General features: G+C 57.8%; 13 protein-coding genes and 1 pseudogene. 11 read left to right on the forward strand and 3 right to left on the reverse strand.

From position 1 onward, the window contains the following. Nucleotides 1-147: 147 nt before the first annotated feature. Nucleotides 148-2,337 (forward strand): TonB-dependent siderophore receptor, encoded by a 2,190-nt coding sequence (locus BJ928_RS17160; protein WP_047631242.1) that lies wholly within the window; start codon nt 148-150, stop codon nt 2,335-2,337. 302 nt (nt 2,338-2,639) lie between these two features. Continuing rightward, nucleotides 2,640-3,044, forward strand: a pseudogene (locus BJ928_RS17165) (Lrp/AsnC ligand binding domain-containing protein); the annotation flags it as partial. 304 nt (nt 3,045-3,348) lie between these two features. On the opposite strand, the gene BJ928_RS17170 reads toward BJ928_RS17165, so the two are convergent. Then, complete coding sequence (locus tag BJ928_RS17170) at nt 3,349-4,257, reverse strand: LysR family transcriptional regulator (protein ID WP_047631241.1); 909 nt, start codon at nt 4,255-4,257, stop codon at nt 3,349-3,351. A 109-nt stretch (nt 4,258-4,366) separates the two neighbouring features. Here BJ928_RS17170 and BJ928_RS17175 point away from each other — a divergent pair, with 109 nt between their 5' ends. From BJ928_RS17175 to BJ928_RS38840, 5 genes are all read left to right on the forward strand, one after another. After that, a complete protein-coding gene (locus tag BJ928_RS17175; protein ID WP_052227651.1) occupies nt 4,367-4,789 on the forward strand; it encodes a DoxX family protein in 423 nt (140 codons plus the stop codon). Between the two features lie 70 nt (nt 4,790-4,859). Then, complete coding sequence (locus BJ928_RS17180) at nt 4,860-5,450, forward strand: NAD(P)H-dependent oxidoreductase (protein WP_047631239.1); 591 nt, start codon at nt 4,860-4,862, stop codon at nt 5,448-5,450. A gap of 52 nt (nt 5,451-5,502) precedes the next feature. Then, the gene (locus BJ928_RS17185) at nt 5,503-6,351 is read left to right on the forward strand and encodes a pirin family protein (protein WP_047631237.1); all 849 of its coding nucleotides are present in this window, start codon (nt 5,503-5,505) and stop codon (nt 6,349-6,351) included. 1,143 nt (nt 6,352-7,494) lie between these two features. Continuing rightward, nucleotides 7,495-8,901, forward strand: coding sequence for a glycosyltransferase family 39 protein (locus BJ928_RS17195; RefSeq protein ID WP_047631235.1), 1,407 nt, complete (start codon nt 7,495-7,497; stop codon nt 8,899-8,901). Nucleotides 8,902-8,997: 96 nt separating this feature from the next. Next, nucleotides 8,998-9,168, forward strand: coding sequence for a hypothetical protein (locus tag BJ928_RS38840; protein ID WP_156151439.1), 171 nt, complete (start codon nt 8,998-9,000; stop codon nt 9,166-9,168). Between the two features lie 240 nt (nt 9,169-9,408). On the opposite strand, the gene BJ928_RS17200 is transcribed toward BJ928_RS38840, so the two are convergent. Beyond that, on the reverse strand, nt 9,409-10,206 hold the full coding sequence (locus BJ928_RS17200; RefSeq protein ID WP_047631233.1) for an aldolase/citrate lyase family protein: 798 nt from the start codon (nt 10,204-10,206) through the stop codon (nt 9,409-9,411). A 250-nt stretch (nt 10,207-10,456) separates the two neighbouring features. Here BJ928_RS17200 and BJ928_RS17205 point away from each other — a divergent pair, with 250 nt between their 5' ends. The 3 genes from BJ928_RS17205 (at nt 10,457) to BJ928_RS17215 (ending at nt 12,886) form a co-directional block, all read left to right on the forward strand. Beyond that, nucleotides 10,457-11,107 (forward strand): flavin reductase family protein, encoded by a 651-nt coding sequence (locus BJ928_RS17205; protein WP_052227650.1) that lies wholly within the window; start codon nt 10,457-10,459, stop codon nt 11,105-11,107. Nucleotides 11,108-11,117: 10 nt separating this feature from the next. Then, complete coding sequence (locus tag BJ928_RS17210; RefSeq protein ID WP_052227649.1) at nt 11,118-11,927, forward strand: hypothetical protein; 810 nt, start codon at nt 11,118-11,120, stop codon at nt 11,925-11,927. An 80-nt stretch (nt 11,928-12,007) separates the two neighbouring features. Continuing rightward, nucleotides 12,008-12,886: an amidohydrolase family protein gene (locus tag BJ928_RS17215; RefSeq protein WP_052227648.1), complete on the forward strand. Its 879-nt coding sequence runs from the start codon at nt 12,008-12,010 to the stop codon at nt 12,884-12,886. Between the two features lie 12 nt (nt 12,887-12,898). Here the strand turns inward: BJ928_RS17215 and BJ928_RS17220 are convergent, their stop codons facing one another. Beyond that, a complete protein-coding gene (locus tag BJ928_RS17220; protein ID WP_047631231.1) occupies nt 12,899-13,663 on the reverse strand; it encodes a DNA-binding transcriptional regulator in 765 nt (254 codons plus the stop codon). A gap of 279 nt (nt 13,664-13,942) precedes the next feature. Here BJ928_RS17220 and BJ928_RS17225 point away from each other — a divergent pair, with 279 nt between their 5' ends. Continuing rightward, complete coding sequence (locus BJ928_RS17225; protein ID WP_047631229.1) at nt 13,943-15,412, forward strand: aromatic amino acid ammonia-lyase; 1,470 nt, start codon at nt 13,943-13,945, stop codon at nt 15,410-15,412. Nucleotides 15,413-15,468 lie beyond the last annotated feature (56 nt).

The raw sequence follows: 15,468 nt of genomic DNA on the forward strand, positions 1-15,468 counted from the left end.
TTGAACCTGTCATAATTCGACAGAATTCGCCTCGCTAAAAGTTGACTACTACATTCATAAAAAGAATAAGCCGCCAACCCCGTCGATGGCGGGCCTTGGTTTTGATTTGGGAATTTGAAGACTATCCGTCAGGGATACGGGGGCAGAATGAAGTGGGGAAAGACGGTCTCGGCCGGCGTCAGGGGCAATCACATTCGTGCAGTTCTTTTGATGTTGAGCGCCTGCACGGCCTATCCGGCCTTAGCGCAAGAAGGGGATGCACAGGCGAAGAAATCGAAGCCGGTAGCAGCGGATGACGCCACCGTGTTGGCGCCGATCACCGTCAAAAGTGCCGGCCAAGACGGCGCGACCCGGGGCTACCAGCCGGTTTCGACGACGACAGCGACCCGGAGCGATACGCCGCTGATCGATATTCCGCAGGCCGTCAATATCGTTAGCCAGGACGTGCTGAAGGACCAGAAAGCCCAGTCGCTCGACGATGCGCTTTCCAACATCAGCGGCATCAATCAATCGAACACGCTCGGCGGCACGCAGGATTCCGTCATCCGTCGCGGCTTTGGCGACAATCGCGACGGCTCGATCCTCACCAATGGTTTCAAGACGGCGCTGCCGAGAAGCTTCAATGCCACGACGGAGCGCGTCGAGGTGCTCAAGGGACCGGCTTCGACGCTCTATGGCATCCTCGATCCAGGCGGCATGGTCAACGTGATCACCAAGAAGCCGCAACAGATGTTCGGCGGCGAGATCTATGGCAGCACCTCCAGTTTTGGTGGTGGCACGACCGGCCTGGACTTCACGGGACCGATCAAGGACACGGATTTCGCCTATCGTCTGATCGGCGAATACAAGAATGTCGATTACTGGCGCAATTTCGGCAAGACGAAGGACTGGATTATCTCTCCGTCGCTTTCGTGGTATGGCGAGGACACGGAAGTCACGCTGTCCTATATGCATGAGGATTACAGCGTCCCCTTTGATCGCGGCACGATCTTCGATTTGAATACTGGTCATGCCGTCAATGTTGATCCCAAGATCCGCTTTGACGAGCCCTACAATATTTCGAAGGGCAGCTCCGATCTGGCGTCGGTCAACATCAAGCACGAGTTCAACGAAAGCTGGTCGCTCAATCTCGGCTATAGCTACAGCTACAACGAATATTCCGACAATCAGGCCCGTGTCATGGCCTACAATGCCAGGAACGGCAATCTGACGCGCCGCGCCGATGCCACACAAGGCTCGGAAATTTACAATCATGCCATGCGCGCCGATCTCACCGGCGACGTCGAGATCGGCGGTTTGCGCAACGAATTGCTGTTTGGCACATCTTATGATTACGCCAACACGCTGCGCACGGATCTCATCCGCTGCCCGCAATCGGTCAACTTCAACATCTATAATCCGGTCTATGGCAGAATGCCGGCCTGCACGACGGTCTCCAAGCCCGACAGCGACCAGACGGAGATCATTTCCACCGCCTCGGCCTATATGCAGGATTCGCTGCATCTCACGGACCAATGGATTCTCGTCGGCGGCCTGCGCTATCAGTATTACGACCTGACGGCCGGCAAGGGGCGTCCCTTCGTCACCAATACGGATAGCAATGGCAGCAAGTGGATACCGAGTGGCGGCGTCGTCTATAAGCTGACACCGGACATTTCACTGTATGCCAATGTCGCCAAGACCTTCCGTCCACAATCATCGATCGCCAGCTATTACGGAAACCTGCCGCCGGAGGAGGGCGTGTCTTACGAGATCGGCAGCAAGTTCGAGATCGCCGACGGGTTGACGGCTAATGTCGCGCTTTACACCAGCGACAAGAAGAATGTTGCCTATTCCGAAGTCATCAACGGTGAGACTTATGTGCAGACCGCTGGCCTCGTGCGTGCTCGAGGCGTTGAAGTGGATGTCGCGGGCGAGCTGACGGATGAACTCAGCATGATTGCCAGCTATGGCTTCACCGATGCCAAGGTGCTCGAAGACCCAACTTACGCCGGCAAATGGCCGGTCAACGTGCCGCGCCATACCGGATCGTTATTCTTCACTTATGATTTCGGCGAGGTGGGCGGCAACGGCAATACGCTGAAGGTCGGCATGGGCGCACGCGGTGCCGGCAAGCGCGCCGGCATCAATACCAATGCCTATTTCCTGCCGGGTTACATCGTGGCCGACGCCTTTGCCGCCTATACCTTTCAGATGGAGCGTCCGCTGACGCTACAGCTCAATCTGAAAAACATCCTCAACAAGACTTATTACACGTCCTCGATCGGGTCGACCAATCTCGGTAATCAGATCGGCGAGCCATTCAGTGCAGTGCTGACGGCGAGCGTAAAATTCTGATGCAGCACGAGCGCCGCAACGTGACCGGCTTGTTCATCGACCAGTTCAGGGCCTCTTGGACAGACTGACTTCTGTCAGTGAAATGGCCCGTAGCAGAAACCGCTGTTGGGACGAAAGGGCGTCAATCTCTTCACTGCAGTCGATGATTTCGCACTGCTTTGCGCTGGTTGTCATTGAACGATCGATGTGCACCTGGGCCTTCGCGTCCGGTCGATGATCTCAACTCGGCGCTGGTGAATGGCTGGGAGGGTGCTATCACCGTATGTAGGGCTATAAGAGTGTGAGCCTGAACTGAACACCGTCGCCGGACCGTACTTGATCTCGCTCAACGCGTCGGGTTGTCGCCGACGGGCGCATCACAGCGCATCAAGCGTCTTTTCAGTGAAGGCTTTATTCGGGCCGTCCGCGCTGTACTCGAACCGTCGAAGATCGGGCGTGGAACCGTCGTGTTTATCGAGGTAAGGCTCGATCACACTGCGCCTCATGTGTTTGACCGCTTTGCGGAGGCTGTTGCGAAGGCGCCCGAAATTATCGAATGCCATATGGTGATCGGTGGCTTCGACTACTTGGTCAAAGCACGAATAGCTGACATGGCGACGTTTCAGGAGTTCCTGCAGCGGGTGATTCTGCCGCTTCCTGGAGTGAGGGAAACGCATAGTTTCGCGTCGATCGGCGATGTGAAGCCGGATGCGTTGCTGCCGCTTTGACACCTAGTGATCGTTCTTTCGATCATACAAGTGTCCACACGACCCATAACGGTTCAATTTTCACGGAATCTCCGAGCCGTTCTATCTCTTTGCTTTTGCGCAACTTTGGGCGGGAAACCGCTGCATTCTTCCTGAAATTGCTACAGACCTTTTGACGAAGTTCGGCGTGAGCAGGACGATTGAAAGGGTTGCGTGTCCGCAACTTCACCGCTCGAGGTTTGATTTGCCAGCCGGTTTGGGAGGGGCAGTTCTTCCAGCTATCGATCTGATTTCACTACCTGGAGCCAACGAGGGACTGAGAAGTTCATCCGTCGGGCAAAACCGTCTCGTCCTCAAATCTCTTGATGACCGAGGCGACGAAGGCTTTCACGGCAGGCGATACCTGACGATGGCTGGGGTAGACGACGCACATGCTCTGACCGCCGCGTTCGTATTGCGGCAAAACCGGCGCTAGTCGACCGGCCGCGACGTCGGCAGCCGCGATTGCCCCCGGGAGCAATCCAATGCCGAGGCCCGCAAGGGCTGCCGCATGGATGGCACCCATGGTGCTGGCTGCGAAGCTTCCGGTAACCTCGACATGTTCCTCGGAGCGATCTGCGCCTTGCAGCCGCCAGACGGTATGGCCGGATTGGCGCGGTGCGGTCAGGCATTGATGGCTGGCGAGTTCGGAGAGCCTTCGTGGGGACCCACGCTGCTCTAAGTAACGAGGGCTGGCGTAGAGCCCTATGGGAGCGACTGTGATGCGATGAGCGACGTAGCCGGGACCGTCGCCGCTGCCACCGCGGAATGCGACGTCGATCCTGTCCGTAATCAGATCAACAACTGCATCGTCGAGCAGGAATTCCAGGCGAACCTGCGGGTATCGCTCCAGGAAGGAAGCGACCAGCCGTGGTGAATAGAAATCCAGAAAGTTTACGGTTGCCGCCACCCGCACGACGCCACTCGGGATTTTGCTGTCAGCCGTGAGATCCTGGCTTGCTTGTTGCAGATCGTCGATCGCAGCGACGCACCGCCGATAGAATTCCTGGCCCGCATCCGTGAGCGTCAGCTTGCGGGTGGAGCGCTGCATCAGGCGCGCGCCAAGCTGATCCTCAAGTCCCTGGACCCGTCTGCTTACCGTGTTGGGCGGCATGACGAGCCTTCGGCCTGCCTCCGAGAAGCTGCCGGAGCGAACGACCTGGACGAAAAGGGCAATGTCGTTGAAATCGATCATCTTGGGCTAATTACTTTAAATTTTGGACAAGTACAATCCAATCTTTCCGTCTAATCAACTAATTGTCACGCGCTATGTTTGGCGGGTAAACAAGCAATGGAGCTGTGCCATGAACAACAATTTTCTCCTTCTTAGCGGGCGTGTCCTGCTCTCGATCCTGTTTCTTGCCTCGGGCGCCTTGAAGTTCGGCGCGATGGGGCCGGTCCTTGCCGGAATGCTTGGGCAGATGGGCCTGCCGGCCCCCCTTGTGTTGACTTATCTGATGGGTCTTTCCGAAATCATCGGCGGCATTGCCCTCGTCCTCGGTATCCAGACCCGTCTCGTCGGCATTCTTCTTGCGGCTTGGTGCGTGCTCACCGGTCTCGTCGTTCATCTCGGTGCGCCGATCGACTTCATGAAAAATCTTGCTCTGGCGGGCGGTCTCATTGTCCTAGCAGCCGCGTCCCCCGGATCATTGGCTCTGCGCACGACCTGGCGGAAGCGCGGTCATTCGGTGGTGATGGCGCCTTCGAGCGCGTCGCCCAACGGCTAATCCACGGTCCCGAATGACGGCCTGACACGCCGCCTGTCTTTCTCACCTCTCTTTCTAGGATTGAAAACCCATGATTACGCAATCCACGCCCCGCATCGGCATCATCCTCGGCTCCACCCGCGAAGGACGCTTTGGCGAGACGCCCGCAAAATGGATCAGAGATCTGGCCAGCAAGCGCACGGATCTGAATTTCGAAGCGATTGATCTTCGGGATTATCCGCTGCCGTTCTTCGAAGAACAGATGTCGCCGCTCTTTGCGCCTCCACAAAACGCGGTTGCGCAACGGTGGGCGGCCAAGCTTGCCACTCTCGACGGATTCATCGTGGTGACGCCGGAATACAATCATAGCATGAGTGCTGTACTCAAGAACGCGCTTGATTACGCTTACGCGCAGTTCAATCGCAAGCCGATCGGCTTCGTCGGCTATGGCGGCGTCGGCGCTGCTCGCTCAATAGAACATCTGCGCATGGTCGCGGTTGAATTGCAGATGGCGCCGGTGCGCTTCGCTGTTCACGTCGGTATGGTCGAGTTTCTTGGGATCTGGCAGCAGGGAAAGAGTTTCGACGATTTTCCGCATCTCGAACAATCTGCCACGGCCATGCTCGACGACATTTCATGGTGGGCTCGAGCGCTGAAGTCGGCACGCGGCGCGCAGAGCTGATTTACGACCGCACGCCAGACGCCGCCATTCATCTTCCTGAGGAAACCAAACGATGTCACGCAATCTTTCGATAAGCAGTGTAGTGCCCAAGCTCGCCGAGCGGAAAGTCTTCAGTCAAACCCGCGGCTCCGGGCAGGGGGGCATCACCAGGCTGATGAGCCCCTCGGACCTCGGTCGATATCTCAAACCCTTCGTCTTCCTCGATATGGTGGATGCGCCATCGTCCATCACGAGCCGCGACAATCTCCATCCTCATTCGGGTATCGCCACGGTGACCGTGCTGACAGAGGGCAATCTTCGCTTCGACATGGGTAAATGGGGTACCGGGTTGCTCGACTATGGCGGCGTCGAATGGATGCGTGCCGGCAGTGGAATCTGGCATGGTGGCGAGTATCGGCCGGACAGCGCCGCGCGCTTCAAGAGCTTTCAGCTTTGGGTGGCTCTGCCTGCCACGCTGGAAGCCGCTGAGCCCGAGTGGCAATTCATCGAAGCATCGGGCATCCCAATTGTTGGCCCGGCGCGCGTTGTCGTCGGAACCTATCAGGGCATAAGGAGCCCGGTGCGAGCTTTCGATGGCCTCAACTATCTGCTCGTCACGCTTACGCCAGGTGAGACCTGGATCTACGATACGCCGGTCGGCCATAACGTCGGCTGGCTGAGCCTGTCTCACGGCAGTCTTTTGGGCGACAGGCGCTACAAGGCCGGCGATCTGGTTGCATTCGACCGAAGTGATGCTGCTATCCCTCTGCAGGCCGGTCCGGAAGGCGCGACCTTCATCCTCGGTTCGGCGGTGCCTCACCCTCACGAACTCGTACGTGGGCACTATTCGGTTCACACCTCGAAGGACGCGTTGGAGGTGGGAGAGGCGCGCATCGCGGAAGTCCGACACCTCTATGCTTGAAGCAATTTCGGCGGTGTGCCGCCGCCAGTGGATGATCTCCGAGGTCGCCGATCGTGTGCGGCTTCGGATTACGTGGTTCTTCGTTCATGCTGCTCGAAGCTGGCCGCGTCGGCGCCAGTATCCGCGTGGTGTCGAACGAAATCCGTTCAATGGGTTCGGACATGAGCCGAGCCGTTTGAAAATCTATCGCTCACCAGGTGAAACGAGGACCGAAGGAACCATAGGAACCCGGTGCCGACCCGCTTGGATCCAGCTGATTATCCCGTTGCACTCTGTCTTCCCATCGCCGACGTTCGGCCGCTTTGTCTTTGGCGGGATCTGTCGATTTGCTCGCGGCTACGGGACGGGATTGACCACCAGTTCCACCGGCCGTCGAGCAGGAAACACAGAAAACAGCGGGAAAAATAATCAGAATGGCCGAGGCAACTGCTCTCGTGAGCCTATAGTAGATCGGCTGCATAGGCATCTCTAACGTTCTCTTTGACCGTCTGTAACTATGAGAAAGGTTATTCGATTTTGCATCGAGTGGAAACCGGAGGCTATTCGAATATCCGTATGATGGACGGTAGCCGGTGCTCCGGCCTCACGTTGTCCATGCCGCCTAATCGAGGGTTGTCTTGATGAAGAGGGCCGGCAACCGCGCGAAGCCGCGCCGGAAGATTATGTCCGCCTGATTGCCCCTTTGTGTTCGATCGTTTGCCCACCCGCATTTGCGCGAAGAAGGCCGCTCTCTTACTCCAAGCGCCGGCATGATGTGCGAGGGCTAGGTTCTCCATCGCTCTCCGGTCAACTTTACACAAGTTATTGCGGGGCAGCGGTTCGGCACAATTCAATTCTCAGGAATTACGCTGCGTCGCAAACCTGATTCAAGATCCTTGCGGCCAGCGCCGCATTATCTTGCGGCAGCAAGCGTCCATAGCCACTTTCATGCTCCTTCTGTCCGCAATGATCTGCTTTTCCGCAAATCTCTGCTTCTTTAGCGTCCGCCCTTAGTGGTCGGACTCTGATCCATTCCGGAGAAAATGACCCGCGACAGGCCAGAGAAGTTACATTTCTGTGACAACGCCGATCGAATGCAATATGGCTGATATGCGCTTGGCGACCGAGGCATCGAAGCCAAGATCTTGATTGAAAGTACATAGAATGACTAAAAATCGTGCCGTGCTCTCGGGGCTGACGCTCCTGTTTATCGTGCGGCTTCTGGCGATGATCTGGGTGCCCCTTACGGACCCGACCGAGGCGCGTTATGCCGAAATCGCCCGCAAAATGGTTGAAACTGGCAATTGGATCACGCCGCAATTCGATTATGGCGTGCCATTCTGGGCCAAACCGCCATTGCACACATGGCTGTCTGCAGTAGGGGTAGCAGTCTTCGGCGCCACGCCCTTTGCCGCGCGGCTGGGCATTATGCTGGCGACCATAACGACACTCATAATCCTGTGGCGTTGGGCTCGGACGCTCACCGACCAGCGCACCGCGGCAGCCAGCATATTGGTCGCGGCCAGTTCAGGGTTGTTCTTCGTCTCTGCCGCGTTCGTGCAGACCGACATGGTGCTGACGCTCGGTGTCACCGCCAGCATGGCCGGATTTTACAACGGATTGCAAGGAAGCCGCCGCTGGGGTTGGCTCTTCTTCTTGGGTCTTGCGATCGGACTGCTGGCCAAAGGCCCCGTCGCCGTGGTTCTTTCCATGACCCCGATTACGGTCTGGATGCTTTGGCGCGGTCATTGGAGGGATCTTGTCCGGTTGCCGTGGGCGGGCGGCCTGGCTTTGTGCGCAGTGCTGGTGATCCCCTGGTATGCCGCGGCGGAAGCAGCCACTCCTGGCTTCCTTTATTATTTCCTCATTGGCGAGCATATTGAGCGGTTCTTGCAACCGGGCTGGTCAGGCGACCTCTATGGCGCGGGCCGCGAGCATGCGAAGGGGACAATCTGGCTATTCTGGATTGTGGCCACGCTGCCGTGGAGCCCTTTGCTGCCCGTTCTCGTTTGGCGGCTGCGGGGGAGGGCAATGCCCGAGGACAAGGGCCTGCTTCTGTATCTGCTCCTGTTTGCGCTGACGCCATTGGTATTCTTTACATTCGCGGCAAATATTCTCCTCGCCTATGTGCTGCCAGGCATACCGGCAGCAGCGCTGCTTGCTGTCATGTTGTGGACCCAGACCGGTCCCACCGGCGTGGGCTGGCTCAGGCTTGGTGTGGCCGAAGTCCTGTTGATTTTCGCCTCTATAACCGCTGGCTCTTTCCTCGGTCTGGATCGTCCGTTCATGCCTACGGAGGCAACACTGGTTGAAAGTCATCCCGGAGCAGGTCGTCTAGCCATTCTAGGAGCGCGCAGCTTTTCGGCCGAATTTTATACAAAAGGCAAAATTGTACGGCTACAGACGTTGACTGATCTGGTCGCCTGGCTCGCGCCGGGTGATCGGGTCTTGATACCCAAATATGAATACACGGCATTCATCAGGCAGTTCGGGAACGCAATAAAACCGATATCCGAGGATCGACAATATATGCTTTTTATCCCCATACCGGCTGCAACTGCGGCAAATTAAGAGTGCAATTCGAAGCATAAATATGCGTCAAATTCCGACTCTACTCCTCAAAAACCTTTCTCTGTTCCGAGTTATTTCTCCTGCTCGCTTTGTCGCTTGCTGGTGTCTTTTCTGGCAAGCTTCACCGCGCAGCGATCCTCCTCCTACCAGACGGCGCAACTGCCGCCGGTTCAAGATGGTGACACGCTGGACGACTCTCGCTTCGACGGCATTGTCGTCTGCTTCATCGACGGTGCCGGCTGTTCACCAGAGCAGAAGGAGCCGTGAGCGACGGCATACTGGTTCATCGGCAGCAAAGCCGAGCATCTTCTGCTCGGCTAAGATGCTCCAGCAATGGGGCAATACTCTCACAGGTTCCGCACACCGTGGCGGGGCGACCGAATTCGGTCTCTCAGACGAGTTGGGGGGTGGTCGCTCTGCCCAATTCTTGCAAGCCTGTTCCGATGAGCACAATCCGGCGCGAAGATCTTCGTTCGGGTCCGCAGGCCTCGGAGCGGGCTTTGATGCTCAAATCGACGTCTCTATGCCTTTGGCAAGACGCTGGGCATCGTGCATGATTTGACGCGCCGCATCGCGAAGCATTCCTTGATCCGAAGATACGATAAAGGAGGAGGCGCCCTTTGCCGCCAGCGGTTCTATCTGCTCCACCCGGTCAACCATCATCCACACGGATATGCCGGCTCTGCTGGCAGCATTGATGATCCGTTCGACGGCGAGCACGACTGTCGGATCGTCTCTCGTCGCCGCGCCATATGCCACGGTCAGATCTCCTCGCCCGATGAATACTGCATCCAGCCCTTCAACGGCGGCGATATCGTCTATATTTTCGACGCCGATCGGGTCTTCGATCATGGCAATCGCCGCTACGCCGGCATCCGCCTCGTCAACATGTTTCCACATGGGACTTGCACCATAGCCGCCGGCGCGTGTCACGGCCGAGAAGCCGCGGCGGCCGCCCCTGTAGCGGCATGCAGCGACAAGCTCTCGGGCCCGATCGACACTGTCGATATGCGGCGCGAGAACGCCGGCAGCGCCGCAGTCGAGGACGGAGAGTATCCCATCGGCGGTTAACGTCGGGACTCTGACAATTCCCGATATCGAGGATGCTTTGCAGGCAAGCAGGGCCATATCGGTCGTCGTGCGATCGAACACCCCGTGTTCCTGATCGATAACGACAAAATCGAAGCCGGTTCCCGCCAATATCTCGATCGCGGAGGGGGCGGGAATCTTGACGAAAGTGCCCATCAGTCTCTGATGTTCCGCAACGCGTGCCCTGAACGGATGACGAGGATTAGGTTCGCCCATTTTCGAACTCCTGGATAGTGCCGAGCTTTCGATCTGTTGGATTAGGAATACACCTCGCGATCATCGGCGTTTTCGATTTCTGACTTCATTTCAGCAGTTGAAACGCCGGGATTCTGACCTTGTCCTGAAATATCGTCTTGCATAGCGTCCGACAAAACGGCGCCGCACCTCATTGATCGATCGCGGCATGATCTCGGACCCCATGAGATCGCAGCGCAAGCAGGGCGCCGTCTCAGCTGGAGAGTGTCTTATGCCCAATACCGAGCCCGTCTTTGTCGATATCGCGCTGAAAGCCTACAAGCGAGGCATTCTGAACGCGATCATTGCCCCGAGGCCGATAGGCTGGATGAGTACGGTGGACAGCGAGGGGAATGCCAATCTGGCCCCTTATTCCTATTTCAACATCATGTCCAACGAGCCGCCGATCCTGGCATTTTCCTGCAACACGCCGGAAGATCGCACCGCCAAGGATACGTTGAAAAACGTGCGCGAGACCGGCGAGTTCGTGTTCAATCTCGTCAGCTATGACCTCGTCAAGGAAATGAACATGACATCTGCGCCGATCCCTGCCGGGATGGACGAATTCGAATATGCCGGGTTGGAAAAGGCGGATTGCATTTATGTGAAGGCACCGCGTGTGGCGCGATCGCCGGCTGCGCTGGAATGCAAGGTCGTGGAGATCGTCAGATTGACCGACGAGACGGGTAGCGCAAATGTCAACGTTACTTTCGGCAAAGTGGTCGGAATGCACATTCAGCCTGGCTTCCTCGAGGACGGCGGATACTTCAATACCGCCCTCGCACAGCCTGTCACGCGTTTGGGCGGCGCCGAATATGCCATTTCCCAGCCAACCTTCGAGTTGCAGCGACAATTCACCCGCGCCGATGAAAGCACCTATTGAGGTCTGAACGATGATTTTACGCCCGGTTTCGCTTTCCTATTTTTCCAAAGAACCCGCCACGAGTTCGATCATTCGAGGCCAGAATTTCACGGTCGAGTGCGTTCGAGGCGTGAATGGTGCGGAGCATGCCCTCCATAGCGATCATGAAACGATCCTCATTCTTCCTGAAAGCAGCGCGACGCTGGCAACCGGCTTTGAGACGGTCGACGTCGCGGCCCGCTCCATTGCTATTGTCCCGGGCGGTCCGGCCAGACTTGTCCTGCCTGATGGGGCAAGGGCGTTTGCGCTGACGACAGCGCGCACCGATACCGATTGCGCCGGCGTCGTCAATGCATCCGACTATCAGGTGCCCGACGGGCGCGTGCTTCCGGTTGCAATGCCGATGGAGCTGCGGGCGAAGGATGCAGAGCGAGTCCGGGTCTATCAGGTGGACGAGGTTCCATTTCCTGACGGAAATCCGCGGCTGAAATTTTTCCAGAGTTCGACGATGAGCATCAATTGGGTCGAATATGACGGACAGCGGGACCGGACGAAACTCTCGCCGCATGCGCATGAGGATTTTGAACAAGGGTCCCTCGCGATATCAGGCGACTTCGTGCACCATATCCGTACCCCATGGACGTCGAACGCCGAACATTGGCGCGACGATCAGCATATCGAGGCATCGGCGGCCAGTATGGCGATCATCCCGCCCGAGCTCATTCACACCACAGAGGGCGTCGGTGCGGGACAGCATATCCTGATCGACGTATTTGCGCCGCCGAGGACGGACTTCATCGCCAAGGGTTGGGTGTTCAATGCCGGTGACTACCGGATCTGATCAGACCGTGGTTTCCCGCTCGCCGGGAGGTCCTTGGCCCCAATTCAATCGACGACCTTCGTTCGGACGGAGATGCCGCAATGCAAGATCAAACGGGCACCGATCCGCTTCGCTTCAAGCATGGCGTTTGCGATTGCCACGTTCATGTGTTTGACGATCCAGACGTATTTCCGTTTGAAAATGCCCCGGCCTACGCACCGCCGTTCTCGCCGGCTAGCCGTCTTATGGCGGACACCGCTCAGGCCGGCGTATCGCATGTGGTCCTCGTCCAGCCGACACCTTATGGTCGAAATCTTGATTTGTTGATAGCAACGCTGAAGAGGTTGGGCACGCGAGCCAGAGGCGTTGGCGTGGCCGATGCGTCGATCGGCGCCGACGGCCTTGCCGCTTTGAACGGAGCAGGCATTGCCGGGTTACGGTTTGTGGAAAACTTGCTGCCGGATGGTCGCCGCATGCCCGGAACCGTGTCACTCGACACGCTCTTTCAGACGCTCGCGCCCAATCTTCTTGAGGTTGGTATGCATGCGGAGATTTGGGCGCCGCTATCGGTGACGCTCGAACGGTGGTCGGCACTGGAAAGGGCGCGAGTTCCCGTCGTGCTCGATCACATGGGCAGCTTCGACCCGCAGCTCGGTCTCGATCACCCGCATTTTCAAAGGCTTCTCGCGTTGCTGAGGGATGGCGCCGTCTGGGTAAAGCTTGCTATATGCCGCCGGGCGACTGGCGTCGGCTATGACGCTATCAGGCCGTTCCACGATGCCATGGTGGAGGCCAATAGCGACCGCCTATTGTGGGCCACCGACTTCCCGTTCGTTCGGTTCGCGGGAGAGCCGCCGACGATCGATCAACTGCTTGCTCTCTTTGAAATCTGGGTTCCGGATAGCGAGTTGAGGCGGCGTATTCTGTCGCGCAATCCCACCGAGCGATACGGTTTTAAAGCTGATTTGGCCGGATGCTGATCCCTCGCCCTATCAAGTCGCTTCCAGCTGTGCTTCGATGGCAGCGACAGTCTCGCGCAAAGCTTCGATGATGGTTTTCCGATTTTGATTTCCGCGCAAGGCGGACCTGAAATAGGTGACGCCGAACGTCGCGAGAACCCGTTCTCCCGACCGGATCGGAAAAGCGATCGTGCCCGAACTCTTGGGCTCAAGTTCGGGGTTGCGTTCGGCAAAACCTTTCGCCCTCGTGCGAGAAACCATTCTTTCGAAGGTGCTGTCGCTCATCTGGCTATTTTCCGGGTCCTTTGAGGCCCGCATGACATCCCGCAGAATTCGCTGTTCCTCTGGCGGGCAGAAACAGACATAGGCCCGGCCGAGCGCGCGGCCGCCCAAACTCAGTCGCCGCCCGAGCGACGCATGAAAGGGGGAAATCGGACTATCGGGAATCGTGCTGTAGTTGATGACGACCGCATCGATATCCAGCGTGCAGATCGCGCAGGGCCACAAGATTTCCTTGGTCAGCTTGTCGGCGAAGGATCGCGCCACTTCGATCACCTTGGGAGCGCCATGAAATCCCGAACTCAGGTTGGCGATCGCCGAAGTGACATGATATCCGCGCGTTTTCTCATCTTGATTGACATATCCTGCGGCGATCAACGTCTGTAGAAGCCGGACGACCGTCGGCTTCGGAATTCCCGTGCGGGAATGTATCTCTCTGACACTCACGAGACCTCCCTGGTTTACGGTTGCAAGCACCGCCAGAGCTTTCGTCACCGCTTGAACAGGCGCGAACGTCATTCAAAACCTCCCATAGCCGAAAACGCCGCAAGACTTTGAAAGCAGCCCGGCACGATCGGCTTTTGTTCTCGATTAGATCGTTACCTTGGGACAGCGCAAGAGCAGTGTTGAGAGATCCTCAGTTCGTTTCATTGTTTGAAACGGATCGATTATGCTGTTGTTCGTCGGCGTTGAATGGCCTACCCATCGACCACGATAGCGCATGAGGTGAATCTCGGCTGCGCGAGGGGTGAAAGCCCCGTACGAGTCATTCCACGGTAAGGCAGGCGGCCGCTCCACATGCAACCATTGCGCCAAGATATCGTCGAGATCAGCGGCCAGAACCTGACCATCGAGCAGGTCGTTTGCGTATCCCGAAACGGGGCCAAAGTCGGCTTGAGTTCCGACGCCATCGAGCGTATGGCGCGCGGCCGCGCTATATTGGAAGCGGCGATTGCGCGCGGCGAGCGGATCTATGGTGCGACCACGAGTGTGGGGCCAAAGACCACGGCTACCATCAACCAGGCAAACACCGCCGAGTTCAGTCGGCGCTTGCTTCGAACGCACAATGCAGGGCATGGGCCGGTCGCAGCCAGGGATGTCACTCGCGCCACGATGCTCAATCTTCTCAATTCTCTGGCAAGCGGCACTACCGGCGTGCGACCAGGTCTTGCCGAGCGGCTCCTGGATGCCCTGAACGCGGATCGGCCAGTTGTCATGCATCTGTGGGGATCCATGGGACAGAGCGACATGTCGTCGATGGCCGATGTCGCGCTTGCTCTTTTCGACGATATCGAACTGGAGGCCGGTGAAGCCCTTGCTCTCCTCAATTCCAGCGCCATGTCGACGGCCGTCGCCGCTCTTTCTTTCGTCGACCTTCATCATGTGTTGCAGCTTTCGACCCTGGTTGGAGCGCTCAGCATGGAAGGCTACGCCGCTAACCCGTCGATTGTTTCCGAGGTCGCGCTTCGGTCTCGGCCCTTCGATGGCCTCTATCGACATGGTTCGGCGATCAGGAAGTATATCGAGGGCAGCTACATCCTTTCGCAAGGCGGTCCGAGAAATCTACAGGACCCGTTATGCTTTCGTTCAATGGCGCTGATCCATGGGGCCGCGGAAGACAGTCTTTCCTTTTCAAGGCAGCAGATCGAGCGCGAATTGAATGCCAGCCAGGGCAATCCAGTGATATCGCTGGAGCACGGTGGTCTCGCCGCGGTCGCAAACTTCGATATGGTCACGCTTTGCATGGCGCTCGACGTGATGCGACTTGCCTTTGCGCCGCTTGTCACCAGCTCGACCGAACGAGTTGCAAAGCTCGTCGACACGACTTGGTCCGGCCTTGCGATCGGTCTCATCGAGGAAGATGGCATCGGTGCCCCCGGTTTCAACGGCGTTGCGTTGTTCCACAAGTCGATCACGTCGGAAGCAAGGTTGCTGACGGCCCCATTGGCCGGCGAGCTAGCAAGCTCAAGCCATTCCAACGGCGTGATGGATCGGGCGTCGCTCGCCGCGCTCGGTGGCCGGCGCGGCCTGGACTTGGCGCGGTTGGGGATATCCATCGTCGCCATGGAGTTGATGGTCGCGGCGCAGGCTGCCGAACTGCGCGGGCGGGCGCCGCTTGGCACGGTCACCGGGCAATTGTTTGCCTTTGCACGGCAGGCGGTACCTTTCGCCGGCGCGGGACACAGGCCGCCGAACGTCCAGCCTTTGCTGGAGCAACTCGAAAACAATCGCCATGTCGTCGATGGCATGATGGCGGCGAACAACTAGCCGGATACGACCCGCGCGGATGGTGGTGACGCAGAGCACCACGCACTGGCGTGGAG

Source organism: Rhizobium sp. WW_1 (assembly GCF_003610155.1).
In the GTDB taxonomy this organism is placed as follows: Bacteria; Pseudomonadota; Alphaproteobacteria; order Rhizobiales; family Rhizobiaceae; genus Rhizobium; species Rhizobium tropici_A.